The following is a 26,367-nucleotide window of genomic DNA, read 5'->3' on the forward strand; positions in this document are numbered from 1 at the left end:
CAGAGACGACAACGCAGCGATGCGATGAAGTCAACGAGAATTGCAAAGAGTTACAAAGTAGTAAAGCAGCACCGTTGTAGATTGAAATATGTAGTTCCGCGATAGCTCAGTTGGTAGAGCAAATGACTGTTAATCATTGGGTCCCTGGTTCGAGTCCAGGTCGTGGAGCCATTTTCAAGCCGGGGTATAGCGCAGTCCGGTAGCGCGCCTGCTTTGGGAGCAGGATGTCAGGAGTTCGAATCCCCTTACCCCGACCATTTTTGGGTCGTTAGCTCAGTTGGTAGAGCAGTTGGCTTTTAACCAATTGGTCGTAGGTTCGAATCCCACACGACCCACCATTTTTGGCTCCAGTTCGCTGGGGTTAGATCTTAAGATCAGAGGCCAAAAGCGCTGATCGCAGAAGGCGCCTCTTTGAAGGTGCCTTTTTTTTACCGGGGTATAGCGCAGTCCGGTAGCGCGCCTGCTTTGGGAGCAGGATGTCGGGAGTTCGAATCCCCCTACCCCGACCATTTTCTGCCCGGCAGTAATGGGTGTAGAAAATAAGGCGCTGATGCCAATCGCATCAGCGCCATGAAAAAAGCGTCCTTAGGGACGCTTTTTTTTTGCTTCAAAAAATCATTGTGCTGGGTACTGGCTCCTGGTCATGGCGAACCGTAGCCCCCGAAGCTACGTTCCAGAGCGCTGCAGTCGCCAATGCACGCCTGCAGACCCTGGGGGGCAGGGTTTGCAGGCGACGCTCCCATAGGCAACGGCCGCGGGAGCGTTCTGTGCTAGCGGTTAACTCCCTTTTCGTCTGCATCCTGCAAGTCCTGCAACGCTGCCGAATATTGATCGGCCTCAGACTTGGGCACCATCTGCCATGATGGCTTACGCAGGGCGTAGAAGATAAACGGGGGTGTACCTGCCACGATCAAGCCCAGCAATAAGATTCCTGCATATTCAAAGAACGGCATGCTGCTGAAGTTGTTCGGTGGAATAAACCCGAAAATCAAGGCCACACAGGTTGAAAACAACCCCAGGTAGCACCAGCCATGCAGCCCTTTGAGCACGTAACCGCGTTTAACGTCTGGCTGGGTTTTACGCAGCTTCATGGCGGACATAAACATGAACACGTAAATGATCAGGTACATCAGTGCAGCCATGGCGCTGATCATCCAGAACGCATCGGATACGTTGTCGATGAAGATGTAAATCGTCGAGAGCAGCGTCACGATGAGCGCTTGTAAATACAAAATGTTCTTCTGCACGCCTTTGCTGTTCACTTTTTGCATCACCGGTGGAAGCATTCCCGCCTTGCCCACAAACAACAGACCGGTGGAAGGTCCGGCCGTCCACGCCAGTACCCCGCCCAATGCACCGATGATCAGCAAAATGGCCATGATTGGTGTGGCCCAGGGCATGTTGAAGCCTTCGAAGAAAGCCGCGTAAGCCTGAATAACGCCCGCCGTCAGGCTCGTGGAGTCCGCCGGTACCACCAGTGAAATCGCGACCGTCGGGGGGATAAACACCAACAGAATCATAAAGAAGGCCAGCAGAATTGCGCGGGGCATTTCCTTTTGCGGATTGCGCAGTTCCCGAGCGTGAATGGCGTTCATTTCGATACCGGCAAACGCCAGGAAGTTGCTGACAATCAACACCAGACCCGTGATGGCGCCTGTGAACTCACGCCACAAATCCGGATGCAGGTTGTGTGAACCTGTTTTTACGGTGGAGTGCGTGTCGAAAATCGCTGGAATCAACGCGTCCCAGGTTAAGGGCGCAGCGGATTTGTGTCCCAGTACCAGCCAGGCCACGCCCAACAGTACCAGCAGCGCGGCTGGCAGCGCCGTTCCCAAAAGCATGAACCACGACGTCAGCTTCGACAGAGTTGTCAGGCCGTTGAGGGCAACGAACGTCGACAGCCAATACAGCACAATAATCACCGCAGCCGTGAACACCCCGCTCTTGGCCAGTTCCGGGTTAATCAGGTACGCCATCGTGCTGGCTCCGAACCCGAGCACTATCGGGTACCACACCACCACCTGAATCCACATGAACCACATGATGAAAAACCCGGGTCGGTCACCATAGGCTTGTCGGACCCAGCCATAAATCCCGCCGTTCCAGCCGGTGCCCAGTTCAGACGCAACCAATGACACCGGGATAAAAAACAGTAACGCCGGGATGACATAGAGAAAAATCGAACCCAGGCCGTAAACAGCCATGCTGGGCAATGAACGAATACTGGCAACAGCGGCAACCATCATGAAACAGATGGTCAGCCATGACATGTAAGTTTTAGCTTTACTGGTGGTAGCCATATCGCCTCCCTTCACATTTTGCGTCAGTGCAGCAAGCTCAAATTGAGCGTGCGGCTAAGGTGTTCGGCAGCCAGTTGGCCACGCACGCTGTTGCCCGCAACATCCAGCGGTGGAGCAAAAGCGGCGATCGCACAGACTCCCGGCACCACTGCCAGAATCCCGCCGCCCACTCCGCTTTTGCCCGGCAATCCGACCTTGTAATACCAGTCGCCCGTGGTGTCATACAGGCCGTTCAGGGTCATTTCCGCGAGGATGGGAGCAATGGTTTTGGCCGTGACAACGCGCGTGTTGGTAACCGGGTTAACCCCGCCATTGGCCAGTGTTGCCCCCATCGTGACCAAGTCTTGGCAGGTGATCGCAACCGAGCATTGGCGGGTATACACATCGCACACCTCCATTGGGTCGGCATACAGATAACCGTAGCTTTGAAGCAGCCAGGCAATGCCGCGATTGTGCTGATTGGTCGAGGCTTCAGAGGCGTACACCTCTTCGTTGACGGTCAGATCGCGTCCGGCAAAAGCCTGGTACGTAGACTCAATCTGCGCCCAGCGCCGGGTCGCATTTTCGGCCTTGAGCAAGCTGACAGTGGCCATGGCTCCGGCGTTGACGAAAGGGTTCAGCGGCCTTCCTTTATGCAGCTCAAGGGCTACCACCGAGTTGAACGGTTCGCCAGTCGGGTCGCAGCCAATCTTGCTGCGCAAAGACTGCGGGCCGATGTCATCCAGCACATGGGCGAGCGTGAACACCTTTGAAATCGACTCAATGGCAAAGGCGTAATCGGTGTCGCCAACCTCGGCATGAGTGCCATCACAAAACATGATGCTGATGCCGAACAGGTTGGCCGGGACCGAGGCCAGATACGGGATGTAACTGGCGTTTTTTCCGTGATGGTTATTGGCAAAACGTTGATGGGCTTCATGCAGTGCGTGGGTCACTGAACCGTCAACCGTTACGGGTTGTGTTTTCATTGCGCTCGCTCCGTGCGTACGTTGGGTCGCCGGCAACTATAGGACGGAATATCCGGGCATGCCCGCAGGCAGGGCAAAGTCAAAATGCTTGTCTATGCTCTTAGCCCTACGCTGAGCCAGTGAAGAGGAGGTCGGCCAGCCACGGTCCATCACTCAAGGAGAGTTCCCATGGCGCTGCACCGCACCAAACGTCATAGCGACACGGATCCCGTTTTTGGTTCGTCGGCATTGGCGCATGCCGCGGCAACCAAACTGTTCCCCGAAGCCGAGCAGTCTGCGCGCGAGGTTTACCAGCTGGTCCATGATGAGCTGTATCTGGACGGCAACGCCCGCCAGAACCTTGCGACTTTCTGCCAGACCTGGGAGGAGGATGAAGTTCACAAGCTCATGGACCTGTCCATCGACAAGAACATGATCGACAAGGACGAATACCCACAATCGGCTGAACTCGAAAATCGCTGCATTCATATGCTGGCGGATCTTTGGCATTCACCCAGCGCAGCGACCACCATCGGCACCTCCACAGTCGGCTCCAGTGAAGCCTGCATGCTGGGCGGTCTGGCTGCATTGTGGCGTTGGCGAGCGGCCCGCAAAGCAGCGGGCAAACAGACCACCACCCCGAACATGGTGTGCGGCCCGGTACAAGTCTGTTGGCACAAATTTGCGCGTTATTGGGACATTGAAATCCGTGAAGTGCCCATGTCAGACGGGCAATGGTTCATGACCCCCGAGGACATGCTTGAGCGCATTGATGAAAACACCATCGTGGTGGTGCCGACGTTTGGTCAGACGTTTACCGGCCTGTATGAAACCGTGAAGCCGCTCTCCGATGCACTGGATGATCTGGAAAAACGCAATGGCCTGAATGTGGCGATTCATGTCGACGGCGCCAGCGGCGCTATGCTGGCTCCATTTTGTGCCCCGGATATTGAGTGGGATTTCCGTTTGTCGCGAGTCAAATCCATCAGCACTTCCGGGCATAAATTCGGCCTGGCGCCTTTGGGGGCGGGCTGGGTAGTGTGGCGAGACGTGCAGGATCTGCCGGAAGGTCTGATATTCCACGTCAACTATTTGGGGGGCGATATGCCGACGTTTGCCCTCAATTTTTCACGCCCGGCCGGGCAGATCATCGCGCAGTACTACAACTTTTTGCGGCTGGGTCGAGAGGGGTATGAGCGCATTCATTCGGCGTGTTACGAAACGGCGCAATTTCTGGCCCGTGAACTGGTGAAGATCGGGCCATTTGAAATGCTGTACAACGGCGATCCACAACTGGGCATCCCGGCGCTGACCTGGCGTTTAAAGCCCGGCGTGAAAACCAACTTCTCGCTTTACGATCTGGCAGATCGATTGCGGGTAAGGGGCTGGCTAGTCCCGGCCTATAGCCTGCCGGCCAATGTTGAAAACGTCGTAGTGCAACGGATTCTGGTACGTCAGGGGCTGTCGATCGACATGGCCAAACTGTTGTTGGCGGACTTTGAGCGGGACATCAAGTTTTTTGATGAGCATCAGCCCCACGGGTTCAAAGGCCGTGAAGCCGAGGCGGGTAATCACGCAGGACGCTGATGACCGGGTGCGTTGCTATCAAAGCTGCGAGCTTTCATGCCTCGCAGCTTTGACGCATGGCCGCCGCGGCGACGGGTGGGGTCAATGCAGTTTCAGGCGTGGCTCCGTGCCGCGTCCGATGCGGCTGCCCAGCATCAGCATCAATGTGCGGAATGTGCCGTAAAGCGCCATTTGGTGCATGCGGTACAGCGAGATGTAAAACATCCGCGCCAGCCAGCCTTCGAGCATGACCGTGCCCATCAGGCTGCCCATCAAGTTACCCACAGCTGAAAAACTCGACAGTGAGATCAGCGAGCCGTAATCGCGGTAGTGGTAATCGGGCAGGTCTGATTTGCCTTCAAGGCGCATCTTCAACGATTTGGCCAACAGTGACGCTTGCTGGTGAGCGGCTTGTGCGCGAGGCGGCACCATCCGGTCAGTGCCCGGTTGCGGGCAAGCCGCGCAATCGCCGAACGCAAAAATATTGTCATCGCGGGTGGTTTGCAGGGTAGGGCGCACGACCAACTGGTTAATGCGGTTGGTTTCCAGCCCGGCAATATCTTGCAAGAAACCGGGCGCACGAATACCGGCGGCCCATACCTTCAAGCTCGCGGGAATCACCTGGCCTTCTTTAGTGATCAGGCTGTCAGCCGTCACCTCGCTCACGGCCGAATTGGTCAGGACGGTAACGCCCAGTTTCTCTAGCGTCTTATGCACCGGCCCACCGATGCGCTCGGGCAGCGCCGGCAGTACACGGGGCCCTGCTTCGATCACAGTAATGTGCATGTTTTCCGGCTTGATACGATCCAGGCCATAAGCCGCCAGTTCATGGGCCGCGTTGTGCAGTTCGGCTGCCAGCTCGACACCCGTTGCGCCCGCACCCACGATGGCCACGCTGATTTTTTCAATCGCATCGGTTTGCCCCGCATGCGCGCGCAAGTAGTGGTTCAACAATTGCTGGTGGAATTTTTCGGCTTGTTTGCGCGTGTCCAAAAACAGGCAATGCTCGGCCGCGCCTTGGGTGCCGAAATCGTTGGTGGTACTGCCCACTGCGATCACCAGCGTGTCGTAGTCCAGTTCACGGGCAGGTACCAGCTCTTCGCCTTTTTCGTCGAGGGTTGCAGACAATGAGATCTTTTTCAGCTCGCGATCAAGACCACTCATGCGGCCCAACTGGAACTCAAAGTGATTCCATTTGGCTTGGGCGACGTAGTTGAGTTCGTCTTCGGAGGAGTTCAACGAACCGGCGGCCACTTCATGCAGCAGCGGTTTCCAGATATGGGTCAGGTTGGCATCGACCAGCGTCACGCTGGCTTTGCCGCGCTTACCCAGGGTTTTGCCCAGGCGGGTCGCCAACTCCAGGCCGCCGGCGCCGCCGCCGACAATCACAATACGATGGGACATAGGTATCACTCACAAGGCTTGAAAAAAAATTCTGTGGCTGAGTCCCGTGGGCGAGCGCACTGCAGCTCATAGCGCCAGGTAACTCAGGAGGCGGCTCAAAAAGCCCAGACCGATCACCACAATCAGCACCACGCCAAGGAGCATCCACGGCCTGAAGGGCCGGCGCTCAACTTGGTGTTGTGGCAGTTGCAGGTACTCTTCGACACGCTGTTGGTCATCTGGTTTCAGGCGACTGGACATAGAGTTTGCCTCGTCAGATAGACGTTGCGGAATGTGTAAAAGCTACAGCAAAGGATTAACCGGGATGAAAGGAAGCATAGCCGTTGGGACCCAAAGGCTCGACCCGCAGTTCGTCGTCTAGACGAATGATCCCGCTTTCTATAACCCTTGCCGTAATGCCTCCGTGACCACGTACCGCCTGGAATGTGCCCGCGCCGAGTCGTAGCTCCAGTCGGGCGCACGGTTGGCACCAGCCGGTGGTCTCGAATATTGCGCACCCGATGCGAAAGCGTCGGCCTTTGAGGCTGAACAAATTGATCCCGCTGACCACGATGTTGCGCCGCAAATCCTGAGGTAATACCGGGTTTTCGGTGGGACGCCCCAGCAAGGCGTTGATCACCGCCAAGTGTTCCCACTGAATCAACGTGACTTGTCGTGCATTGCGCGCACCGGGCCGGGCATGATCGCCCGTCAGTCCGGCTTCGCGACGCGCCTCCACAGCGTCCAGTATCACCAGGTCGGCGCTTGATTGCGGGCGGACCCCAATCCAGCGTACGCGACCGGTTTGCGGCACTTCAGCCATCAGTGCTTGCAAAGGGCTCACAGGCTGATCCCGACATCGAAAATAATGCTGCGCCCCAAATTGCCGCGCAAAAAGTCAGGGGCGTCGGGTTGTGCAAACAGCACCCGGGCGAACGTCGGTCCAACCAGTGACAGTGAGCGCCAGCCCATGCGCAGGTACTCGGTCGGTGGCGGGAAGTGGCTGTTGAGATCGAGCACTTCGCGCTTGAGGCTGGAAAACGCAATGATGTCCAACTGCCCGAGATCAAGGTCGCGTTCACGGTAATTGGTGGCTTTTTTGTGCAGCGTCGGCCCCAGCCGTTGCAGCAACTTGCTGGCCGGAATACGTTTGGGCCGAGCCTCGCGGCGCACAAGCTGACTCAGTGAGTAGGCATTGCGGCGACGTTGCAGCTCGTCACGCCATTCATCACTGAGACGTCGCCCTTCGTCGAGCACAAAAAACACTTCAAAGCGTGCATCACGAAACAGTACGTCAGGCGGTTCCTGATCGGGCTGTGTGAAATCTTGCGTGTGGTAGCTAATGTTCAAGCCTTGCAGCAGGCGCTGGCAGACCCAACGCTCACGCTCCCATTTGCGGGCATTAGACAAAAAGGCATTGGCTTGCTCGGCCTGAATGGTTAACAGGCGTAAATAATCAGAGTCGTCCATGGGACGCAGCTTAGCCTCGAAACAGGTGTGACTGGAAGTGCGGGTGTAGACTGAGCCGCATGACATACAGGGTCATCTGACAGGGAGGGTAGAGCGGTGTACGTGAACACGGTTGAGTGGGAGGTGCGTGCATGATTACCAGCCAGGTGTTATCTGCGCCAACGATGGTGATCGGCTGGTTGCTGTACGTGCCTGTAGTGCTGTGGGCCATCCTGCGGGCGCCGTGGGTCGAACTGTTTGCCGACACGCGGCGTCAGCATTTGCTGTTTGGCACGGTGTTCGCGCTGTTCTTGCTGTGGCTGGTGCGTCGCGACTTTGACACCGGCGTCTCCTATCACTTTATCGGCCTGACAGTCGTCACTTTGCTGCTGGACTGGCCGCTGGCCATCGTCGGCGCGTTGATGGCGCAAATAGGACTGGTCCTGTTGGGGCGGCAGGATCTGGCTGCAATGGGCATCAATGGTGTGCTGTTGATTCTGTTGCCTATCGCCGTCACGGAGGCCTGCGCGCACCTGGTCGAGCGCGCGCAACCACGCAACCCTTTTGTGTACATTTTTTGCTCAGGTTTTTTTGCAGCGGCGCTGGCGGCCTTGCTGTGTTTGTTGGCGGGCTTGGGCGTGCTGTGGCTGGATGGCCTGTTTGTCATGCCGGAATGGTTGGAGGACTTTATCGGTTATCTCTGGTTGATCATCTTTCCCGAGGCGTTTATCAACGGGATGCTGGTCACAGCGCTGGTGGTGTTTTGCCCAGAATGGCTTGAAACCTTCAATCGCACGCGCTACCTCGCGGCGCCGTGGAAGGATGACGGGCCCAACAAATAACCTGCTTCCAAGAGGCTGCGAGCGGGACGGTTGAATGGCTCGCAGCCTTGGGCAGCGGCAGCGCGAATCAATGAATACGCGGCGTCAACTCTTCTGAAAACATGTCCTCTTCTGCATCCGGGCTGACCGGGATTTTGTGTTCTTCACTGGCCCATGCGCCCAGGTCGATGAGTTTGCAACGGTCCGAGCAGAAAGGCCGGAATGCACTGGCAGGGGTCCACTCCACGGCAGTGCCGCACGTCGGGCAGTCTACGGTCATTGGTTTGGTCATGATTGGCCTCCACGCAAAGTTAAATAGTAGTGATGCAAGCGCTCGACTTCCGTCTGTAGCGCCTTCAAATCGTTGTCGTTGACCAGCACATCATCGGCATGGCGCAGTCGTTCTTCACGACTGGCCTGTGCCTTGAGAATGGCCCGGACTTGATCTTCGCTGGTGTTGTCGCGCAACAGGGTTCGTTGAATTTGCAGGGCTTGGGGAGCATCAATGACCAGCACCCGCTGGGTCGTCGCGTGTTGCCCGGATTCGACCAACAACGGCGATACCAGGATCGCATAGGGCGATGTCGCCTGAGCCAGGTTCTGAGCAATCTCATCGCGGATCAACGGGTGTAGCAAAGCCTCCAGCCAAAGGCGTTGCTGCGGGTCGGCAAAAATCAGTGTGCGCAGGGCGCCGCGATCCAGTTGCCCGTCGGCCTGCAAAACATCGGCACCGAAGTGCTCAGCGATTTTTTTCAGCGCCGCACGACCCGGTTCGACCACCCAGCGTGCCGCGTGGTCGGCATCCACAACATGAACGCCCAGCGCGGCAAAGTGCTCGGCCGCTGCGCTTTTGCCGCTGCCGATCCCGCCGGTCAGGCCCAGAATCCAGGGTTTGGAAGATGCGGTATTCATTTCACGTCGCAAGTTGCCAATAGAAAGCGGTCATTTGACCACCCCAGAGCAATGCAATCCACCCGGCAATGGCCAGATAGGGGGCAAAGGGGATGGCCGTCGCGCGATGAGCGCGGCGCAACAGCAACAAACTGACGCCCACCAGCGCCCCGACCAGCGATGACAACAGGATCGTTAACGGCAAGACCGATACGCCCCCCCACGCGCCAAACAGGGCCAGCAACTTGAAATCCCCATGGCCCATGCCGTCTTTACCGGTCATCAATTTGAACAACCAAAAAATCGACCACAAGCTCAGGTAACCCAGCGCTGCCCCCCAAACGGCCTGGGACAGCGTGGTGAAAAGTTCGAAGCTGTTGAGCAGCAGTCCGAGCCATAGCAACGGCAGTACCAGTACATCGGGCACGATTTGATGCCGGGCGTCGATCAGGCAAATGGCGATCAGGCCCCAAGTCAGCAACAGCATCCAGCCAGCCTGAAGGGTCAAGCCAAAATGCCAGGCAATAAAGCCAGACACGAGGCCGCACGCCAGCTCGGTCAGGGGGTAGAGGGGGCTGATGAGGGTTTTGCACTGCGAGCACTTGCCGCGCAAGAGCGCATAACTGAGCAGCGGGATGTTCTCCCAGGGGCGTAAGCGGTGCTGGCACTCAGGGCAGTGAGACGCCGGCAGGCACAGGTTGTAGGTCGTTTTATCGTCCGCAGGGGCAAGCCCAAGCACTTCCCGGGCCTGAGACTGCCAGTCCTGCTCAAGCATTTTCGGCAATCGCCAGACCAGTACATTCAGGAAACTGCCGACCAACAGGCCCAGCAACAAGGCACCCGCGATAAACGCAGCGGGGTGGACGCTTAAAAAATCGATCATGCTCAAATCACTTGGCCCAGTTTGAAAATCGGTAAATACATGGCAATGACCAGACCGCCCACCACAATCCCCAGTACCACCATGATTGCGGGCTCCATCAGCGTTGTCAGGTTATCGACGAGGGTGTCGACCTCGCTCTCATAATAGGTGGCTACGTGATTGAGCATGCTGTCCAGTGTGCCGGACTCTTCGCCAATGGCTGTCATCTGAATCGCCATGTCCGGGAATGCGCCACTGCTGCTCATGGCCACATGAATCTGCGTACCCGTGGCAACGTGTTGCTTGAGCCGCAGCACGGCCTCTTTCAGCACACTATTGCCCGTCGCGCCTGCGACTGAGTCCAGCGCGTCGAGCAAAGGCACGCCGGCGGCCAGGGTGGTGGAAAGGGTGCGGGCAAATCGGGCAATCGCAGACAGGTGTAATAACTGCCCGGTGACAGGGATTTTCAGCAACAGGGCGTCCAGTCGATGGCGCAGGGTGGCTGAGGCCTTGTAACGATGACGGACGATCACGGCAGCGCCAGCGGTGCCCAGTAAAAGCCAAAGGCCGTGGCGTTGCAATGCCTCTGACATGCCAATCACCCACAAGGTAAAGACGGGGAGTTGCGCATTGAACGAAGCAAACACCCCCTGAAATTGCGGCACGACTTTTATCAACAGGATGCCGCTGACCACTAATGCCACCAGCAACACGGCGATGGGATACGTCATGGCTTTTTTGATCTTCTTCTTCAGCGCGTCGGATTTTTCCTTGTAGGTCGCGATACGTTGCAGCATCACCTCCAGCGCGCCTGCTTGTTCCCCGGCTTCCACCAGATTGCAGAACAGCGTGTCGAAATGCTCCGGTTTTTTACGCAGGGCGGCGGTGAGGCTGGTTCCGGCGGCGATGTCCCGCGTCAGTTCGATCATCAGTTGGCGCATGGCGCACTGCTCGAACCCTTTGCCAATTACCTCCAGCGCTTGCAAAAGAGGCACGCCCGACTGGATCAGCGTCGCCAGTTGGCGACTGAACAGGGTGATGTCTGACGCGTTGACAGACCTGCCAGCGCGACGGCGTGAGGTGCGTTGACGCCGAATGCTGCGCACCGTGATCCCTTTGCGCCGCAATTGGGCGCGAAGCTGGGCGTGCCCGCTGGCGCTGAGTTCCCCGGTGTGAGTGACGCCGTGGGCATCCTTGCCTTCCCAGCGATACAAATACGTGTCGGCCATGCTGTCGTCCTTGAACAGTGGCGCGTTCAGTTGCGCCGTGCGTGTCAAAGACTAGACAGCGCCACAGTCGTCACCTGTGCCAGTGCAATTCCAAAGGTGTCAAACGCTGTTGTTCAGAAGCTTCTGACAACGAACCTTGGTAGCCTGTGCGCACTTTTTTAGCGGCTCAGCGTTGACCTTGTATCGGGTCGCCTGGCGGCGACTTATTTTTCGGAGGCCGTACATGAAACAACAACAGGGCATTACCTTGATTGAGCTGATGATCGTGGTAGCGATCATCGGTCTGATCGCGTCTTTTGCATTGCCTGCTTACAACGACCACACCATGAAAGCGCGGTTTGCTGAGGTGAACACGCTCGGCAACAGCTACAAAACGGCGGTTGCACTGTGCTTTAGCGAAACCAATGATCTGGCCCAATGCGATGCGGGCACCCACGGCATACCCGGCCCCGCAGATGCCACCGACAACCTCGCTGCCGGCATGACCGTGATTGATGGTGTGATCACCATGACCGGTACTCAAGCGGCTGGCGGCTGGACCAGCGTCATGGTCCCGGCCTTGAGTGGCGCTGGTAATGCGCTGGTCTGGACCCAAAGCGGCACGTGCCTGACCAGCGGTGCCTGCAAATAGCCACGAATTGCCCGATTTCATTGGCAGTGATAGTTTTGCTGCCACCGCCGGTGTAGCTCAGTCGGTAGAGCAGCGCACTCGTAACGCGAAGGTCGCAGGTTCGATTCCTGTCTCCGGCACCAGTCAATAAAACGCCCTGTCTTCAGCAGGGCGTTTTTTATGGGGCGCGTTTGGCCGGTTCAAGGCGCCAGGGTGACCTGATCGGCGGTCAACATTAACGTCCGAAAATGGCGAGATTCACCAAAAGTCCGGTGCTATTGTGCGGGCCATGAACACACACGACTCGCCCCACACCGCGCTGAAACCGTCTACCGCCGCCTGCGAAATCGCCCGCTTGAGCCGCGATGCGCGGTTTGACGGGGTGTTTTTCACGGCCGTGCTTACCACGCGTATTTACTGCCGTCCCGTCTGCCCGGCCCGTGCGCCCAAGGCTGAGAACGTGGTGTATTACGCCAGTGCGGCGGCGGCTCAGGCCCAGGGGTTTCGTCCCTGTTTGCGCTGCCGCCCCGAGCTGGCGCCGGGCAATCTGTTGTGGTCGCACAACGAGCACTTGGTGACGCGTGCCCTGAAGCTGATCAACGAAGGTTTTTTAGCCGATCACCCGCTGGATGCGTTGGCCGAACGTTTGAATGTAGGGGCTCGGCAGTTACGCCGCTTGTTCGTGAAATACCTGGGCGCGCCGCCCATCGCGGTGCATGCCACCCAACGGTTGTTGTTTGCCAAGCAACTGCTGACCGAAACCGCATTGTCGATCACTGACGTCGCCCTGGCCTCGGGGTTCGGCAGTGTACGGCGTTTCAATTCGGCGTTTGCCGAAGCCAACCATGCCGAGCCTCGGGCGTTCAGGCGCAGCCCAGCCATTCGGGCCGATGCGGCCATGGTGCTGCGCCTTGGCTATCGCCCGCCCTACGACTTCAAGGCCGTGCTGGGTTTCCTGTTCAATCGTGCATTGCCGGGTATCGAGTCTGTTGACGCCCAGAGTTATCAGCGGGTGTTCGGCCCGCCGCAATCGCCCGGCTGGCTGCGAGTCAGCGCCGCGCCGGCGGGGCAGCATGCCTTGCGCCTGGAGTTGTACAACGTCGCGCCGGCCCAACTCCTTAATGTGGTTACCCGCATTCGCCGCATGTTCGATCTGGATGCCGACCCTCAGGCCATTGCGCAAACCCTCAGTACCAGCCCGTCACTCGCCCCGCTGGTCGAACGCTACCCGGGCTTGCGTTTGCCGGGCGGCTGGGATGGCTTTGAGGTGGCCGTACGGGCGGTGTTGGGCCAGCAAGTGAGCGTGGCTGCCGCGCGCACGTTGGCCAGCCGCATCGTGCAACGGGTTGGAACACCGGTTGAAATGCCCGGTATCCCAGGGCTCAATCGCCTGTTTCCTGCGGCGCAGCAATTGGCCGACGCCCATCTGGATCAACTCGGTATCACTCAGGCGCGCATCAATACGATCCGGGGCATTGCCCGCGCCCTGATCAATGGACAGGTCGATTTTGCGGTTGAACAGCCGCTCGAAACCTTCATCCGTCGCTGGGTGCAACTGCCGGGCATAGGTGAGTGGACCGCGCATTATATTGCCATGCGCGTGCTCAAACACCCCGACGCGTTCCCGGCGGCCGATCTGGTTTTGCGCCGCGAGGCCAACCCTGACGGCCCCCCGTTGAGCACCAAAACCCTGCTCGAACTGGCCGAAAGCTGGCGGCCATGGCGGGCCTATTCAGTGATGTACTTATGGCGCGCAGCCACCGATGCGGCTGCGGCACGGAGGGTTTAACCATGACGCAGATCTACTACGCGCAAATGCCGTCGCCCATTGGCCCGCTGTTTTTAGTGGCTGACGATGAGGGCTTGAGAGAAGTGCGCTTCGAATGTGAACGCCGGGCGCATGCACCGGAGGAAGGCTGGCTGCATGCGCCGCACAAACTGGCGCACGTGCGCCGACAGCTGGACGCGTATTTTGCAGGCGAGCGCCTGACCTTTGATTTGCCGCTCAAGCCACAAGGTACGCCGTTTCAACAGCAGGTCTGGCAAGCACTGACCACTATTCCTTTCGCGGTGACCACCAGTTACGGCCAGTTATCGCAGCAGATCCAGCGGCCCACCGCGTCGCGTGCGGTGGGCGCAGCCAATGGTCGCAACCCGATTCCGATCATCATCCCGTGCCACCGGGTGATCGGCAGCAACGGCAAACTGACGGGCTTTGCCGGCGGGCTCGCGGCCAAGCAGTGGCTGCTGGAGCATGAGCGGGCGCATCAGCCCTTCGATCTGACGTAATGCGCCGCAGCCGCTGGCGCCTTACAAACTCAACCGCATCGACAGGTCGACCGCTTTGACATCCTTGGTCATGGCGCCAATCGAAATGTAGTCCACGCCCGTTTGGGCAATGGGCAGCAACGTGCTTTCATTGATGCCGCCGCTGGCTTCCAGCTTGGCTTTGCCCGCGTTCAGGCGCACGGCTTCGCGCATGTCGTCCAGGCTCAACTCGTCGAGCATGATGATGTCAGCCCCTGCGGCCAGCGCTTCTCTGAGTTCATCCAGGCTCTCGACCTCGATCTCCACCGGTTTGCCGGGCGCGATTTTATGCGCCGCGTCGATGGCCTGAGCGATGCCGCCGCAGGCGGCGATGTGGTTTTCCTTGATCAGAAACGCGTCGTACAGGCCAATGCGATGGTTATGACAGCCACCGCAGGTCACGGCGTACTTTTGCGCCAGACGCAAACCCGGCAGGGTTTTGCGGGTGTCGAGCAATTTGACCTGGGTGTCGGCCACATGGTCAGCCAACTGGCGGGCGTGGGTCGCGACGCCCGATAGCATTTGCAGGAAGTTCAACGCACTGCGCTCGCCGCTGAGCAGGGAGCGGGCCGGGCCTTCGAGGTGAAACAGCACTTGATTGGGGCTGACGCGTTCGCCATCGACAACCTGCCAATGCACGGCAACGCGAGGGTCCAATTGGCGGAACACCGCGTCCACCCATGCGGTGCCACTGATCACGGCGGCATCGCGGGTGATGATCGTGGCTTTGGCCAGGCGTTCTGCCGGAATCAACCGCGCAGTGATGTCGCCGCTCCCAATGTCTTCGGCAAGCGCACGGCGTACGTTGGCTTCGATCTCGGCGGTGAGATCGGCCAGATGTAAATTCGGCATAACGAACTCCACAAACAAAGTGCGTCGATTATAGGGCCATGCCGCGAACGAACCCAAGGTGGCGCGCTGCACGGTGGGTAAACGGCGGCAACTGTGCTGTTTTTTAAGGTTCAGAAACGTTTTTTTCACCGATTGGCAAATGATTCAGCCAGTCGGGTAGCACAAGGCGCGTCTTTTGCAAGATAATCCGCGCCTTGTAATTGGCGTCATAGCTTTGACATGCCATCAAGTCCTAATTTCAGATCTTCCGGCGAGCGCATCTTGGGCTGGCCGGTTTCTGTTTGCGAGCGTCAAAAGCGGCTTTGTCCCGTGCACGCCCACCGCAAGCGACACATCGTTCCAGGAGGCTTGGATGCACAATGACGGGAAAGTGGGAGCTGCCCACAAGGCGATAGCGGAGCTGGCGACGCATTCGCCGCTCGCACGCCTGCCTGTCATTTTGTTGCAGGTCCATGACAAGGCCGCGCAGCAACTCAAGAGCGGCCTGCAAGTGCTGTTCGACAACGCCGACGAAACCCTGTTTGCCATGGCTGACAACGCCCGCAGCGACGCCGAGCAAAGCCTGTTTTTTGAGGCCATGCGCGATGTCAGGCTCAAGCGCAAACACATCGAACGCGGATTCCTGGACCGTTTTTTTGACGCGTTTACCCGCCTGACCCAGCCTGATGTCAGTGAGCGCACCCTGCATGGCGCCGCGCCCGCCGAGGGCACGTTCTCTCTGTTATCCAATGATCTGGAGCGCACGCAAGTCGTTAACGCGATGGTGGCGCAGGTCATGACGCGTGACCAAATGGCGCTTTGCCAACTGACCCAGCGCCTTGCAACCCTCTGTAACCTGCCGCTGGATGAGCACAACAATCCGTTGGGGCCGGCCATGTTGTGTGAGTACTTTTTGCAGGCCGAACGTGAGCAGGGCATGGACCTCAAGGTCAAGCTGATCATGCTGCAACTGTTCGAAACCTACCTGCTCAGCCACACCGGCCAGCTGTATGCCGACGCCAATCAGCTGCTGATTGCCACGGGCGTACTGCCTTCACTGGCTGACAACGACGCCTGTTGCGGGGCCAAGGCCCAGGCCGCGCCGCCGCCAGCCCACGTGCAAGAAGCGCAGAATCTGGTTGGGCTTCTGTTTGAGTACATTGCTCAGGATCGAAATCTCTCGCCGGCGCTGAAAAGCCAGATTGCTTTGTTGCAGGAACCCTTGCGCAAGATTGCGCAACGGGATCAAAATTTTTTCAGCTGCGACACCCATGCGGCCCGGCGCTTATTGAATGTGATCGCTGCCGCGGCCATCGGCTGGGACGTGCGCACCGATGAGCGCAGCGACCCCCTGTTTCGCCAGATTGAGCGCGTCGTGCAACAGCTCGCGTCTTATTCGGGCGATAACCCCGCGCTGCTGGATTCGTTGTTGCATGAGTTCTTGGTCTTCACCCAGGCTGAACGTGGCCGAATCGAGCTGTCGGAACAGCGCACGCGCGAGGCTGAGCATGCGCGTCTGAAAGCGCCTGAAAAAGCGCTCGCTGCCTCACAGGCCCTCGATGAGCAAGACCATCTGGGCCTGCTGCTGGTCAGCCAGTTACGGCTGGGGACGTGGATCGAATTGCAGGAAAACGAAGAATTCCGACTACGCTGCAAGCTGATTGCCATTCTGGAGCCGGGTGGCAAACATATTTTCGTCAACCGCACCGGCCTGAAAGTACTGGAACAAAGCCGCACCGACTTGATTGCCCAGTTGCGCAGCGGCAAGGTCTTGCTGCTGGATGACCGTTTACTCTTCGATCGTGCGCTGGAATCGGTCATTGGCAGCTTGCACCAGCGCCAGGCGCAATAAACCCTGCGACATCGGCGCCACAGATAGCTGCCAATTGAAGCGCGCATCGCGGCATACTGCGCCTTTGGTTTTTCAACGAACAAGGAGCGGTTATGCAGCTGGACCCCGCGAGCGGTTGGTGCGAAGGCGTGCACCGGTGCCCGTCGCCCAACTTCAATGAGCGCCCTGACGGCGAAATCTCCCTGTTGGTGATCCATAACATCAGCTTGCCGCCCGGGCAGTTTGCGACGGGCAAGGTCCAGGCTTTTTTCCAGAACCGACTGGACGTCACCGAACATCCGTACTTTGAAGGCATCAAGGCGCTACGCGTCAGCGCGCATTTTCTGATTGAACGCGACGGCCAGATCACGCAGTTTGTGTCGTGCCTGGACCGCGCCTGGCATGCGGGTATTTCCAGCTTTGAAGGGCGTGAGGCGTGCAATGACTTTTCGCTGGGTATCGAACTGGAAGGCACGGACGACCAACCGTTCACCGACGCGCAATATCAGGCATTGATTGCCCTGACCCGACAACTGCAACAGCACTATCCGCAAATTACCCCCCAGCGAATATGTGGCCACAGTGACGTGGCGCCGGGGCGCAAGACGGATCCGGGCCCTTGCTTTGATTGGGCGCGTTTTCGCCGTGAGCTGCCGCACACAGGAGAGAAACAATGAGTTTTGTGGTGTTACTGCTGGCGATCCTGATCGAAAAATTTTCGGCCTTGCGTCAACGTCTTCAGCGCGACAGCGGCTGGGTGCGAGAGCTGCACAAGCTGGAGGCGTCGACCCGTCTGGCAAACAGGCCGTGGTGGGTATTGGCCATTCTTGTCCTGTTGCCGGTGATGCTGCTGGGCCTGCTGCTGGTGGTGCTGGACCCCGTGGCGTATGGCTTGCTGGCCTTGCCGGTGCATGTGCTGGTGCTGGTGTTCAGCCTGGGCCGCGGGGATGTGTTGGCAGGGCTGGGGCCATTTCGCGACGCGTGGCGTCGGGGTGATTTGCAAGCGGCCGCCCATGTGGCCCAACGCGACATTGACGTGTGCGCCGACACTGGCGAGCAATTGCTGGAGAACGTGCAGGGGCACCTGCTGTGGCAGGCCTATCAAAGTTTTTTTGCCGTGATCTTCTGGTACTTCCTGCTGGGCCCGGTGGCTGCGTTGAGCTATCGCTTGCTGGCGCTGGCGGTCGAGCATGGCAAAAATCCGGAGCTGGTTGAACGTGCCCAGCAACTGCGCCATGCCTTTGACTGGCTGCCGGTGCGCCTGCTGGCGGCGAGCTTTGCACTGGTGGGTAACTTTGCCGCCGTCAGCCGCGTCATGCTGCATGAGTTGCTGAGCTGGGACATCAGCGCCGCCCAACTGATCGACAAGGCCGGGTGCGCTGCGGCTGAAATCCCGCCCCCGCAGACCGGGCCGGAAGGGGTATCCAGCCTGGATGCGTTGTGGGAGTTATTGCTGCGCTCTGCGTTGCTCTGGTACGCCGGTTTTGCCGTGTGGACGCTGTTGCTCTGAATGACTCCGCCCCGACACACACGGCTACGGGTGTGCGTTTACCAGCCAAACACAGCACAGGCATTGGCCGTACTGGCCTCGGCCAGCCGCTCGGGGCTTAGGTTCATCACTTCAGCCAGGGCTTCGCAAATAGCGGGCAGGTGCTCCGGGCTGTTGCGCTGGTTGGCGAACATGACCGGCGCCATGTCGGGCGAGTCGGTTTCCAGCACGACCGTGTCCAGCGGCAAGTCAGCCAGCACCCTGCGCAAACGCAGGGCCTGCGGCCAGGTCGCGGCGCCGCCCAAGCCCAGCTTGAACCCCAGCTTGATGTATTCGCGAGCTTCCTCGCGGCTGCCCGCGAAGGCATGAATAATCCCGCCACGTTGCAGCTTGAAGCGTTTGAGGGTGGCAATGACTTGCGCATGGCTCCGGCGCACGTGCAGCAGCGCCGGAAGCTGCAAGTCAGCCGCCAGCTGCAACTGGGCTTCAAACAGTGATTGCTGGCGTTCGCGGTCGAGCGCCGGCAGAAAGTAATCGAGGCCGATTTCGCCCACGGCGCACACTTGACGTTGCCCGGCCAGCCGACTGAGCCATTGCCCGAGTTCGATGACATGCTCGGGGCGATGCGTGTCCAGATACACCGGGTGCAACCCAAACGCGGCATACAACTGACTGTCGGTTTGGACCAAATCCCACACCCGTTGCCAGTTGCTCTGATAAACGCCCAGCACCACCATGCGCTCGACACCCAACGCCCGACTGCGTGCCAGCAGCGGCGCGCGGTCGGCATCGAACACCGGGAAATCGAGGTGGGTGTGGGTGTCGATCAGTTGCATGCTCAGGCCTGATGAATACGCTGCTTGAAGGTACGGGCAATGGCGTGAATGCCGGGCGCGTAGTGGTGTTCTTCAATGGCAGCCAGGGCGAGGTTGAGCGCTGTTTGGGCGATCAAGGGGTGCTGTTGGCCCATGGCGTTGACCGGCAACGGCAGGAAGTCCAGCAACTGCGTGTCACCAAAGGTCGCCAGGCGCGTAGGTGCTTTGTGTTCCGGGTGATCGAGCAAGGCGTCAAACATGCCTTGCAGCAACACGTACGACGTCGTGACCAACGCGTCAGGGAAATGCCCCAGACGTGCCAGTAACTCATCAATGATGCGTCGACCGCATTCGCGGCTGAACGCAGTCCCGTGCTCGATCAGCACTTCACCGTCAAAACCTTCCAGGGCTTGTTTGAACCCTGCCGCGCGGGCCTGGCTGACGCTCAGCTCTGGGCGTGCGCCGATCAACGCAATTTGACGCGGCATCGGCTGCAAAAGGCTGCGGGTCAAGGCCATGCTGGCTTCGCGGTCATCGCTGATGACTGAGCAAAAGCGGTCTGCTGGCAACGTGCGGTCAATCGCGATGATCGGCATCCCCAGATCTTGCAATTGACGGTAGCTGTCGTCTTCTTCAGGCAAGCAACTGGCCACAAACAGGGCATCGCAGCGGCGCGCACGGAACAGTTTGAGCAATTGGCGCTCACTCTCGGGCGCGTCGTCTGAACTGGCGATCAGCAGTTGATAGCCACGGGCCCGGGCGCCTTGTTCCAATTGCTTGGCAATGCGCGCGTAACTCGGGTTTTCGAGGTCGGGAAGGATGAAACCCAGGGTGCGGCTGTGGCGGCTACGCAAACCCGCCGCTTGCGGGTTGGGCGTAAAACCATGTTCTTCAACCACAGCGCGCACCCGTTCCACCGTCGTGCTGCTGATGCGTTGCTGTTCAGCCTTGCCATTGATGACATAGCTGGCGGTGGTCACGGAAACACCTGCCAGTTGAGCGATATCGCTGAGCTTCACGCCGATAATTCCTTATTTTTTGTAGTACATGCCGACATTCTGGCCAATCCTACCCGATAAAGGCAGCCGACCAACGTCTGCCTTATCGCTACTGTATTTTTTTACTGCATCGTCTACCTGACGCGAGTCAATGCGACAGGTTGGGCTTCAAGCGCGGACGATTATGCAGTAACGTGCCGCACATTCATGATTAAACGTTTCAGCAAGCCTGTTTAATCGACGTAAGCCTCAGGTTGATGTGCTTGCCACACATCCGGTGACACACTTGGGGACGAGCGGCCTAAGCTGACTTAATTCAAAACAATACCGGGCGCCACGGAGCGCCAGGAAAGGAGAACGCATGCTCGAGCTCACCATAGAGCAGATATCCATGGGCCAGACGGCTGTGGATAAGTCTGCTGCGTTGCAATTACTCGCCGAGAAGCTGGTCGCTGATGGCTTAGTGGCCGAAGGCTATCTGGACGGTTTGCGAGCGCGTGAAGCTCAGGGCTCGACCTTTCTGGGGCAGGGGATCGCGATTCCCCATGGCACCCCTGAAACCCGCGACCTGGTGTTCACTACCGGCGTGCGCCTGTTGCAGTTCCCCGAAGGCGTGGACTGGGGCGACGGGCAAATCGTGTACCTGGCCATCGGCATTGCTGCCAAGTCCGACGAGCACTTGCGTTTGTTGCAACTGTTGACCCGTGCCTTGGGCGAAACCGATCTGGGCGAAGCCTTACGACGCGCGAGTTCGGCCCAGGCCCTGCTCAAACTGCTGCAAGGCGCGCCTCAGGAACTGGCGCTCGACGCGCAAATGATTGGCTTGGGCGTCTCGGCAGACGACTTTGAAGAGTTGGTCTGGCGCGGGGCACGTTTGCTGCGTCAGGCTGAATGCGTCGATAACGGCTTCGCTGCGGTGTTGCAGCAGGTTGAAGCGCTGCCGCTGGGGGATGGCCTGTGGTGGCTGCACAGCGAGCAAATGGTCAGGCGGCCGGGGCTGGCTTTCGTCACGCCCGACAAACCGATCCGCTACTTGGGCCAGCCGCTCAGCGGTCTGTTCTGCCTCGCCAGCCTGGGGGAGGCTCACCAGGCCTTGCTGGAGCGGCTGTGTGCCTTATTGATCGAAGGCCGCGGTCACGAATTGGGCAATGCCACCAGCCGCCGCGCCGTGCTTGAAGTCTTGGGGGGCGAATTGCCGGCCGACTGGCCGAGTGCGCGTATTACCCTCGCCAACGCGCACGGGCTGCATGCGCGCCCGGCTAAAGTGCTCGCGCAGTTGGCCAAAAGTTTTGAGGGCGAGATTCGCGTCAGCATCGTGGGGGGCCATGAGTCGCCCGTGTCGGCCAAAAGTTTGAGCAAGTTGCTGAGTCTGGGGGCCCGTCGCGGCCAGGTGCTGGAGTTTGTGGCCGAGCCGGGCATTGCCAGCGACGCGCTACCCGCCCTGCTGGCGGCCATCGAAGAAGGATTGGGCGAAGACGTCGAGCCGTTGCCAGCCCTCAGCGAAGCGCCCGTCCCCGTAGCGGACGTGGCTCACGTGCTGACCGCCCCGGCGCCCGGCAGTGTGATCAACGCCATCCCGGCCGCCCCGGGCATCGCGATTGGCCCGGCGCATGTTCACGTGCTGCAAGTGCTGGATTACCCGGTGCGCGGTGAATCGTCCGTGGTGGAGCGCGAGCGTTTGCAACACGCGTTGACCGAAGTACGTCAGGACATCGAAACGCTGATTCAGCGCAGCCAGTCCAAGGCCATTCGCGAAATTTTCATCACCCATCAGGAAATGCTCGATGATCCCGAGCTGACCGATGACGTCGATAACCGCCTCAAGCAAGGCGAAAGCGCTGAAGCGGCGTGGATGTCGGTGATTGAAGCGGCGGCGCGTCAGCAAGAGGCGTTGCAGGATGCGCTGTTGGCCGAGCGTGCCGCCGATTTGCGCGACATTGGCCGCCGCGTGCTGGCGCAGTTGTGCGGCATCGAAACCCCGCCCGAACCCGATCAGCCTTACGTGCTGGTGATGGATGAAGTGGGACCTTCAGACGTGGCGCGGCTCGACCCGGCGCGGGTGGCGGGCATTCTGACTGCGCGCGGTGGTGCGACGGCCCACAGTGCCATCGTCGCCCGTGCGCTGGGCATTCCGGCGCTGGTCGGTGCGGGCGACGCCGTATTGTTGCTGGCACCGGGCACGCCCCTGTTGATCGACGGTCAGCGCGGACGCCTGCATGTGGCGCCGGACGCCGAGGCCCTGCAACGCGCAACGCTAGAGCGTGACAGTCGTGAACAGCGTTTGCAGGCCGCCAGTGCATTGCGCCATGAGCCTGCCGTGACCAGAGACGGGCACGCGGTGGAAGTGTTTGCCAACATCGGTGAAAGCAAAGGCGTGGCCAGTGCCGTCGAGCAAGGAGCTGAAGGCATCGGTCTGCTGCGCACCGAGCTGATTTTCATGGCCCATTCCCAAGCCCCGGATGAAGCCACTCAAGAAGCCGAATATCGCCGGGTTCTGGATGGCCTCAACGGCCGCCCGCTGGTGGTGCGTACGCTGGACGTGGGGGGCGACAAGCCGCTGCCGTACTGGCCGATTGATAAGGAAGAAAACCCGTTTTTGGGCGTGCGCGGCATTCGTCTTACGTTGCAGCGCCCGCAGGTCATGGAAAGCCAGTTGCGCGCCTTGTTGCGTTCGGCCGACAACCGCCCGCTGCGCATCATGTTCCCAATGGTCGGCAGCGTGGCCGAATGGCGCGCTGCCCGCGACATGACCGAGCGCTTGCGTCAGGAAATCCCGGTCGCTGACCTGCAACTGGGGATCATGATCGAAGTGCCGTCTGCCGCCTTGCTGGCGCCGGTGCTGGCCAAAGAGGTGGATTTCTTCAGTGTCGGCACCAACGACCTGACGCAGTACACGCTGGCCATCGACCGTGGCCATCCGACCTTGTCGGCTCAGGCCGACGGCTTGCACCCGGCTGTCTTGCAACTGATCGACATCACCGTGCGCGCCGCCCATGCCCATGGCAAGTGGGTGGGAGTGTGCGGCGAACTGGCGGCTGATCCGCTGGCCGTTCCCGTGCTGGTCGGGCTGGGGGTCGATGAACTGAGTGTGTCGGCGCGCAGCATTCCCGAGGTCAAGGCGCGGGTACGCGAGCTGAGCATGGACCGTCTCAAAACCCTGGCCGCCGACGCATTAGGCGTGGGCAGCCCGGACGAAGTACGTCAATTGGTGGAAGCGCTCTGATGGCCAAGATTCTGACCCTCACCCTCAACCCGGCGCTGGACCTGACGGTGCGCGTGGCGCACTTGCAGCCGGGCGACGTCAATCGCAGCCAGGCGATGCTGACCCATGCGGCCGGCAAGGGCGTCAACGTGGCGCAAGTGCTGGCGGATCTGGGCCACACACTCACCGTGAGCGGCTTTCTCGGTGAAGACAATCAACACGCCTTCAATGCGCTGTTTGCCCATCGCGGTTTTGTCGACGCGTTTATCCGCGTGCCCGGTGAGACCCGCAGCAACATCAAACTGGCCGAAGACGATGGCCGTGTCACCGACATCAACGGGCCGGGCCCGCAGGTCAGCGAGGCCGCGCAGCAAGCCCTGCTCGACACGCTCGACCTGATTGCCGCCAGCCATGACGCTGTCGTGGTCGCGGGCAGTTTGCCGCGAGGGGTCAGCCCGCAGTGGCTGTATGAACTGCTGCTGCGGCTAAAGACCATGGGCTTGAAAGTGATTCTGGACACCAGCGGGGAAGCCTTGAAACACGGTTTGAACGCGGGACCGTGGCTGATCAAACCCAACACCGAAGAACTGAGCGACGCGCTGGGCGCGGATATCAGCAGTTTGGCGTCACAGGTCGCAGCGGCAACCCGCCTGCACGCCCAGGGCGTCGAGCATGTGGTGATTTCACAAGGGGCCGAGGGTGTGAACTGGTTCAGCCATGGCCCGACCTGGCAGGCACTGCCGCCCAAAGTGAGTGTCGCCAGTACCGTGGGTGCTGGTGATTCACTGCTCGCGGGCATGCTGCACGGCCTGCTCAGCGGCCACTCCCCTGAACAGACACTGCGCACTGCCACGGCGATTGCCGCGATGGCGGTTACCCAGATCGGTTTTGGTATCAGCGATAGGGCGCAACTGGCGACACTCGAACGTGGCGTGCGCGTGCATCCCCTGACAGAAGAACAAGAGGCAAGCTCATGAAATTAGCCATTGTGACGGGTTGCCCCAACGGCATGGTGACCAGCGTGTTGTGTGCCCGATTGCTGGACGCCGCGGCGCAGCGTCAGGGGTGGAGCACCAGTGTCGAAGTGCATGACCCCAAGCACCCGGAACGCCAATTGTCGGCAGCCACCATCGACGAGGCTGAGTGGATTCTGGTGGTCAGCAGCACACCGCTGGACATGCAGCGCTTTATTGGCAAACGGGTATTCCAGAGCACCCCGGCTCAAGCCTTGCAGGATGTGGAAGGGATACTGCGTCGGGGCGTTGAAGAAGCGCAGGTCTACACGGCGGTCGATCCCGTTGGGCAAGACGCAGCGCCTGTCCATTCCCATGCCCCCAAAATCGTCGCCGTGACGGCGTGCCCGACCGGCGTGGCCCACACGTTCATGGCCGCCGAAGCCTTGCAGCAAGCGGCCAAGCAACTGGGCTATGAGGTGCAGATCGAAACCCAGGGATCGGTGGGTGCCAGAAACCCGCTGAGCGCCCAAGCCATCCGTGAAGCCGATGTGGTGTTGCTGGCCGCTGACATTGAAGTGCCCACCGAGCGTTTCGCCGGCAAAAAAATCTACCGCTGCGGGACGGGCATTGCCCTTAAACAATCGCAAGCCACACTGAAAAAAGCCTTGAGCGAGGGGCGTGTAGAGAGCGCGGCGTCCGGCGCCGAGGCGCCTGTCAAATCGGAGAAGACCGGGGTCTATAAGCACCTGCTGACGGGTGTGTCGTTCATGTTGCCGATGGTCGTGGCGGGCGGTTTGCTGATCGCCCTGTCATTCGTCTTCGGCATTACCGCGTATAAAGAGCCCGGCACATTGGCCGCCGCCTTGATGCAGATTGGCGGCGATGCCGCCTTCAAATTGATGGTGCCGCTGCTGGCGGGCTACATCGCTTACTCGATTGCCGACCGTCCGGGTCTGGCGCCGGGGATGATTGGCGGCTTGCTGGCCAGCACGTTGGGTGCAGGTTTCATTGGCGGCATCATTGCCGGTTTCATTGCCGGGTATTGCGCCAAAGCGATCAACCGCTACGCGCGCCTGCCGCAAAGTCTGGAAGCGTTAAAGCCAATTCTCATCATCCCGTTATTCGCCAGCCTGTTTACCGGGCTGGTGATGATCTACGTGGTGGGCAAACCGGTGGCGGGCATGCTCGAAGGGCTGACCCACTTCCTCGACAGCATGGGCACCACCAACGCGATCCTGCTGGGCGTGTTGTTGGGCGGCATGATGTGCGTCGACCTGGGTGGCCCGATCAACAAAGCGGCGTACGCGTTTTCTGTCGGGTTGCTGGCTTCGCAAAGTTATGCACCGATGGCGGCCACCATGGCGGCGGGCATGGTGCCGCCGATAGGCCTGGGTATCGCGACCCTGATCGCGCGTCGCAAATTTGCCCAGACCGAGCGTGAAGCCGGCAAGGCAGCGATGGTACTGGGGATGTGTTTCATCTCGGAAGGCGCGATCCCGTTTGCGGCCAAAGACCCGTTGCGCGTGATCCCGGCGAGCGTGCTGGGTGGCGCGTTGACCGGAGCGTTGTCGATGTACTTCGGCTGCAAGTTGATGGCCCCGCATGGCGGGCTGTTTGTGATGTTGATCCCCAATGCCATCAACCACGCGCTGCTGTACTTGCTGGCCATTGTGGCGGGCAGTGTGCTGACAGCGGTGGTCTATGCCGTGATTAAACGGCCGGAGCCAGTGGAAATGGCGTTGGAAACGGCTTCTACCTGACTCATCATTACGCTGAGCATAAAAAGCCCCTGCCTTATTTAATAAGCAGGGGCTTTTTATTGTGCCTGTTCGAGGGCGCAAAGGAGGTGCTTGATGCGTGGGTTAACGCGGGTGTAGTTT

Annotated in this window: 24 protein-coding genes and 5 tRNA genes; 16 read left to right on the forward strand and 13 right to left on the reverse strand. The window is 59.5% G+C overall.

Annotation, left to right across the window (positions count from 1 at the left end; genetic code table 11):
- The first annotated feature begins 95 nt into the window (after nucleotides 1–95).
- The 4 genes from IF654_RS04305 (at nucleotide 96) to IF654_RS04320 (ending at nucleotide 509) form a co-directional block, all read left to right on the forward strand.
- A tRNA-Asn gene (locus IF654_RS04305) sits at nucleotides 96–171 on the forward strand.
- Between the two features lie 9 nt (nucleotides 172–180).
- A tRNA-Pro gene (locus tag IF654_RS04310) sits at nucleotides 181–257 on the forward strand.
- Between the two features lie 5 nt (nucleotides 258–262).
- Nucleotides 263–338 (forward strand) — tRNA-Lys (locus IF654_RS04315).
- A 94-nt stretch (nucleotides 339–432) separates the two neighbouring features.
- Nucleotides 433–509, forward strand: a tRNA-Pro gene (locus IF654_RS04320).
- Between the two features lie 261 nt (nucleotides 510–770).
- Here IF654_RS04320 and IF654_RS04325 read toward each other — a convergent pair.
- Entirely contained in the window at nucleotides 771–2,300 is a 1,530-nt protein-coding gene (locus tag IF654_RS04325) for an amino acid permease (protein WP_047273634.1), read from the reverse strand.
- Nucleotides 2,301–2,323: 23 nt separating this feature from the next.
- Nucleotides 2,324–3,268 carry a glutaminase A gene (gene glsA, locus IF654_RS04330; RefSeq protein ID WP_094987428.1) on the reverse strand — a complete coding sequence of 315 codons (945 nt, stop codon included), beginning with the start codon at nucleotides 3,266–3,268 and terminating at the stop codon, nucleotides 2,324–2,326.
- Nucleotides 3,269–3,436: 168 nt separating this feature from the next.
- Here glsA and IF654_RS04335 point away from each other — a divergent pair, with 168 nt between their 5' ends.
- Nucleotides 3,437–4,834: a glutamate decarboxylase gene (locus IF654_RS04335; RefSeq protein ID WP_047273638.1), complete on the forward strand. Its 1,398-nt coding sequence runs from the start codon at nucleotides 3,437–3,439 to the stop codon at nucleotides 4,832–4,834.
- An 81-nt stretch (nucleotides 4,835–4,915) separates the two neighbouring features.
- On the opposite strand, the gene IF654_RS04340 is transcribed toward IF654_RS04335, so the two are convergent.
- The 4 genes from IF654_RS04340 to IF654_RS04355 all read right to left on the reverse strand — a co-directional run bounded on the left by IF654_RS04340 (nucleotide 4,916) and on the right by IF654_RS04355 (nucleotide 7,666).
- Nucleotides 4,916–6,217 carry an NAD(P)/FAD-dependent oxidoreductase gene (locus tag IF654_RS04340; protein ID WP_094987427.1) on the reverse strand — a complete coding sequence of 434 codons (1,302 nt, stop codon included), beginning with the start codon at nucleotides 6,215–6,217 and terminating at the stop codon, nucleotides 4,916–4,918.
- Between the two features lie 66 nt (nucleotides 6,218–6,283).
- A complete protein-coding gene (locus IF654_RS04345; protein ID WP_047273641.1) occupies nucleotides 6,284–6,457 on the reverse strand; it encodes a DUF3094 family protein in 174 nt (57 codons plus the stop codon).
- Nucleotides 6,458–6,512: 55 nt separating this feature from the next.
- Complete coding sequence (locus IF654_RS04350; protein WP_094987426.1) at nucleotides 6,513–7,040, reverse strand: MOSC domain-containing protein; 528 nt, start codon at nucleotides 7,038–7,040, stop codon at nucleotides 6,513–6,515.
- On the reverse strand, nucleotides 7,037–7,666 hold the full coding sequence (locus tag IF654_RS04355; RefSeq protein WP_047273644.1) for a DUF1780 domain-containing protein: 630 nt from the start codon (nucleotides 7,664–7,666) through the stop codon (nucleotides 7,037–7,039). Before IF654_RS04355 ends, IF654_RS04350 begins: the two co-directional genes overlap by 4 nt.
- 131 nt (nucleotides 7,667–7,797) lie before the next feature.
- Between IF654_RS04355 and IF654_RS04360 the strand changes: the two genes are divergently transcribed.
- A complete protein-coding gene (locus IF654_RS04360) occupies nucleotides 7,798–8,487 on the forward strand; it encodes an energy-coupling factor ABC transporter permease (RefSeq protein WP_047283079.1) in 690 nt (229 codons plus the stop codon).
- A 67-nt stretch (nucleotides 8,488–8,554) separates the two neighbouring features.
- Here IF654_RS04360 and yacG read toward each other — a convergent pair whose 3' ends face one another.
- From yacG to IF654_RS04380, 4 genes are read right to left on the reverse strand one after another with little or no spacing between them, the layout of a single operon-like run.
- Nucleotides 8,555–8,758, reverse strand: a complete 204-nt coding sequence (gene yacG, locus IF654_RS04365; protein WP_047279000.1) for a DNA gyrase inhibitor YacG — start codon at nucleotides 8,756–8,758, stop codon at nucleotides 8,555–8,557.
- The gene (gene coaE / locus IF654_RS04370; protein ID WP_047281317.1) at nucleotides 8,755–9,378 is read right to left on the reverse strand and encodes a dephospho-CoA kinase; all 624 of its coding nucleotides are present in this window, start codon (nucleotides 9,376–9,378) and stop codon (nucleotides 8,755–8,757) included. The genes yacG and coaE overlap by 4 nt, the downstream gene beginning before the upstream one ends.
- Before the next feature lies 1 nt (nucleotide 9,379).
- Nucleotides 9,380–10,240, reverse strand: coding sequence for a prepilin peptidase (locus IF654_RS04375; RefSeq protein ID WP_269468886.1), 861 nt, complete (start codon nucleotides 10,238–10,240; stop codon nucleotides 9,380–9,382).
- A 2-nt stretch (nucleotides 10,241–10,242) separates the two neighbouring features.
- Nucleotides 10,243–11,448: a type II secretion system F family protein gene (locus IF654_RS04380; protein ID WP_194862741.1), complete on the reverse strand. Its 1,206-nt coding sequence runs from the start codon at nucleotides 11,446–11,448 to the stop codon at nucleotides 10,243–10,245.
- Nucleotides 11,449–11,671: 223 nt separating this feature from the next.
- Here IF654_RS04380 and IF654_RS04385 point away from each other — a divergent pair, with 223 nt between their 5' ends.
- From IF654_RS04385 to IF654_RS04400, 4 genes are all read left to right on the forward strand, one after another.
- Complete coding sequence (locus tag IF654_RS04385) at nucleotides 11,672–12,079, forward strand: pilin (RefSeq protein WP_047273654.1); 408 nt, start codon at nucleotides 11,672–11,674, stop codon at nucleotides 12,077–12,079.
- Nucleotides 12,080–12,125: 46 nt separating this feature from the next.
- A tRNA-Thr gene (locus tag IF654_RS04390) sits at nucleotides 12,126–12,201 on the forward strand.
- 146 nt (nucleotides 12,202–12,347) lie between these two features.
- A complete protein-coding gene (locus IF654_RS04395) occupies nucleotides 12,348–13,847 on the forward strand; it encodes a DNA-3-methyladenine glycosylase 2 family protein (protein ID WP_194862740.1) in 1,500 nt (499 codons plus the stop codon).
- Nucleotides 13,848–13,849: 2 nt separating this feature from the next.
- Nucleotides 13,850–14,347, forward strand: coding sequence for a methylated-DNA--[protein]-cysteine S-methyltransferase (locus IF654_RS04400; protein WP_047278992.1), 498 nt, complete (start codon nucleotides 13,850–13,852; stop codon nucleotides 14,345–14,347).
- 21 nt (nucleotides 14,348–14,368) lie between these two features.
- Here the strand turns inward: IF654_RS04400 and nadC are convergent, their stop codons facing one another.
- Entirely contained in the window at nucleotides 14,369–15,217 is an 849-nt protein-coding gene (gene nadC / locus IF654_RS04405; RefSeq protein ID WP_047274271.1) for a carboxylating nicotinate-nucleotide diphosphorylase, read from the reverse strand.
- A gap of 352 nt (nucleotides 15,218–15,569) precedes the next feature.
- On the opposite strand from nadC, the gene IF654_RS04410 reads away from it, so the two are divergent.
- The 3 genes from IF654_RS04410 (at nucleotide 15,570) to ampE (ending at nucleotide 18,537) form a co-directional block, all read left to right on the forward strand.
- Nucleotides 15,570–17,048: a DUF1631 family protein gene (locus IF654_RS04410; protein WP_094987424.1), complete on the forward strand. Its 1,479-nt coding sequence runs from the start codon at nucleotides 15,570–15,572 to the stop codon at nucleotides 17,046–17,048.
- Between the two features lie 92 nt (nucleotides 17,049–17,140).
- Nucleotides 17,141–17,704 carry a 1,6-anhydro-N-acetylmuramyl-L-alanine amidase AmpD gene (ampD, locus tag IF654_RS04415; RefSeq protein ID WP_047273661.1) on the forward strand — a complete coding sequence of 188 codons (564 nt, stop codon included), beginning with the start codon at nucleotides 17,141–17,143 and terminating at the stop codon, nucleotides 17,702–17,704.
- Nucleotides 17,701–18,537 carry a regulatory signaling modulator protein AmpE gene (gene ampE / locus IF654_RS04420; protein WP_047281316.1) on the forward strand — a complete coding sequence of 279 codons (837 nt, stop codon included), beginning with the start codon at nucleotides 17,701–17,703 and terminating at the stop codon, nucleotides 18,535–18,537. Before ampD ends, ampE begins: the two co-directional genes overlap by 4 nt.
- Nucleotides 18,538–18,575: 38 nt before the next feature.
- On the opposite strand, the gene IF654_RS04425 is transcribed toward ampE, so the two are convergent.
- Together IF654_RS04425 and cra are read right to left on the reverse strand one after the other, a co-directional pair.
- Nucleotides 18,576–19,352, reverse strand: coding sequence for a TatD family hydrolase (locus IF654_RS04425; protein WP_094987423.1), 777 nt, complete (start codon nucleotides 19,350–19,352; stop codon nucleotides 18,576–18,578).
- A gap of 2 nt (nucleotides 19,353–19,354) precedes the next feature.
- Nucleotides 19,355–20,350: a catabolite repressor/activator gene (gene cra, locus IF654_RS04430; protein ID WP_047278980.1), complete on the reverse strand. Its 996-nt coding sequence runs from the start codon at nucleotides 20,348–20,350 to the stop codon at nucleotides 19,355–19,357.
- 340 nt (nucleotides 20,351–20,690) lie between these two features.
- Between cra and ptsP the strand changes: the two genes are divergently transcribed.
- Genes ptsP through IF654_RS04445 form a run of 3 tightly spaced genes read left to right on the forward strand, consistent with a single transcriptional unit; the run spans nucleotide 20,691 to nucleotide 26,247 of the window.
- The gene (gene ptsP / locus IF654_RS04435; RefSeq protein WP_047281314.1) at nucleotides 20,691–23,552 is read left to right on the forward strand and encodes a phosphoenolpyruvate--protein phosphotransferase; all 2,862 of its coding nucleotides are present in this window, start codon (nucleotides 20,691–20,693) and stop codon (nucleotides 23,550–23,552) included.
- Nucleotides 23,552–24,508 carry a 1-phosphofructokinase gene (gene pfkB / locus IF654_RS04440; protein ID WP_194862739.1) on the forward strand — a complete coding sequence of 319 codons (957 nt, stop codon included), beginning with the start codon at nucleotides 23,552–23,554 and terminating at the stop codon, nucleotides 24,506–24,508. Before ptsP ends, pfkB begins: the two co-directional genes overlap by 1 nt.
- Nucleotides 24,505–26,247 (forward strand): PTS fructose-like transporter subunit IIB, encoded by a 1,743-nt coding sequence (locus IF654_RS04445; protein ID WP_047281312.1) that lies wholly within the window; start codon nucleotides 24,505–24,507, stop codon nucleotides 26,245–26,247. The genes pfkB and IF654_RS04445 overlap by 4 nt, the downstream gene beginning before the upstream one ends.
- Nucleotides 26,248–26,367: the final 120 nt, after the last annotated feature.

Origin of the sequence: Pseudomonas lundensis (genome assembly GCF_015377145.2) — a bacterium.
Classification (GTDB): Bacteria; Pseudomonadota; Gammaproteobacteria; order Pseudomonadales; family Pseudomonadaceae; genus Aquipseudomonas; species Aquipseudomonas lundensis.